The 1,809-nt window shown below is 59.6% G+C and carries 1 protein-coding gene and 1 pseudogene; both read right to left on the bottom strand.

The features are described 5' to 3' along the window. Positions 1 to 218: 218 nt before the first annotated feature. Positions 219 to 617: a hypothetical protein gene (locus tag P7F28_RS10630; protein WP_277184445.1), complete on the bottom strand. Its 399-nt coding sequence runs from the start codon at positions 615 to 617 to the stop codon at positions 219 to 221. A 69-nt stretch (positions 618 to 686) separates the two neighbouring features. Then, a pseudogene (locus tag P7F28_RS10625) lies at positions 687 to 1,809 on the bottom strand (SMC family ATPase); the annotation flags it as partial.

Below are 1,809 nucleotides of genomic sequence, written 5' to 3'. Positions count from 1 at the left end.
CAAAAGCGCTTTATGGTCCGCGTCACTATCGGCTCGCGAAATGAGGTGAACGTCCAGTTCGGCGGACGTGAGATTCAGCTTCTGCGCGTATCGCGTGAAGTATTGCCCGCGCTTGGCCATGTCCCCGCTGTGCTGAAAACACTCCACAGACGATGCGGAGAGACCCTCGCGGGCCGCTTGCTCGCAAGGGTGATGAGAAATGAGAATTAGCGAGTTGGTCAGTGTGTGGACGCGTCGAGCACTTTTACGCGTGCCCACCATCGTGCGCCCGAAGGCAATGCCCTGACAAACGCCAGCGACTGCGCGTCCTCGACCGACAGTTCAATGAACGTGTCGTTGAGGAGCGCCATGTGCAAGTACAGGATGTTGGCGAGCGCCAACACGCCGTGCTGTTCCCCGATGCCGGTGAGTGTTTCCACCGCATCGATTAGCTCGGCATGAAACTGCTTCGCGTCGGCCGCGAGGCACAGCGCATGATCCGCCTCACCGATCGCCGCCATCACCGCGCTTGCCTGAGCGCCGGTGTCTTCCGGTCCATACTGCGAGGATTTGATCCAGCCTCGCCCGAGCATGTCGTTCAGGACATCATCAACGAGGTCAGTGCATGAATAAGCCATCAAAGGCTCCTTAAAAAAATAACGGAGGAGCGTCCTTGTGGGGCAACTCCCCCACAAGGGTTGATAAACTCAGGCAGCGAGCGCCTGAACGTCGATTACTGCATCGGCCTCAGCGACCAGATCGGGCGTCTGCGAGATGAAGAACTCCCGCTGATAGCCACCCTGGCGCAGAACCTCGCGCTTCATGCTCATGAACTGCACTTTGCGCTGCGGATCCAACGGCCCGTCTGACTCGTCGCTGAACAAGGTCTGATACGGCTGGCCGGTGTTCTGAGCCAGATAAAGCGCAATGCCGCGCGTGAGACATTCGTTGATCCATACCTTCTGTCCACCTGACATCACTGACACTGACTTGCTGCTGTCGGAATCAGCATCGTGGACAAGGATCTCGAACCCCTCGCGCAACTCACCACTGGCAAGCGCTCGCTGGGTGCGAATCTCGACCGTGAAGCGCATGCCGTAACAGGCGAGCAAAAGCTCGTTGACGGTATGGGTCAGCGCCGGCCCCGCGTCGTCGATGGTGAGTGCAATCACGCCGTCGTTGCCGAGTCCCTTCGCCAGCAGCTTCCACTGCGCGATCTCATCCGACAAGCGATCCGCTCGAAATTGCGTCGCGGAGAACTTCTCCAACTCACGGGTCAATGCTTCGCTTTCCGCCTGAAGCACGCTTTGCGAACGGATCAATGCTTCGATCCGGCCATCGAGCGACGCCAGGACTTCGCGGTTCGCAGCAAGATCGCGATCGAGCTTCGCGATAGCGGCCGTCACATCGACAGCTGCCAGACGCGTCACCTCATCGGCGATGCGAGCCAGTTCAGCGGTCATACGGGTCTTCTCGGACTCGTACTTGGCCGATCTCGCGGCGCCCTCTTCTGCGATCGAGCGGACTTCCGCTTGTGCGGTTTCCAACCCTGATGTAGCTGCATCCAGGAGCGGCTTGCTCGCAGCGAGTTCCGTCGCTAACTGCAGCGCACGTCGAAGCTTGCCCACCTCATCGGCGATAGCCAGCATCTCAACGCGCTTTGCAGCCAGATTTGCCGGCACCGAGGCCAACTCGCCAGCTTCCTTCAGCTTGAGGCGATACTTCTCACGAAGATCGGTCACCGACACCACGTAGACCGCCGCTTGCGCTTTTGCCTGCAGCGCCTGCGACAGGAGCGGACAGCTCGCGTGCATAGCATGACCCACGCAT

Origin of the sequence: Caballeronia sp. BR00000012568055 (assembly GCF_029439455.1) — a bacterium.
GTDB lineage: Bacteria > Pseudomonadota > Gammaproteobacteria > Burkholderiales > Burkholderiaceae > Caballeronia.
Note: the sequence above shows the minus strand (reverse complement) of the source record. Positions and strands in the feature narration are given on the sequence as shown.

Coding starts and splice junctions, on each gene's coding strand:
- P7F28_RS10630 (WP_277184445.1), bottom strand. CDS start 617: ATGGCTTATTCATGCACTGACCTCGTTGATGATGTCCTGAACGACATG.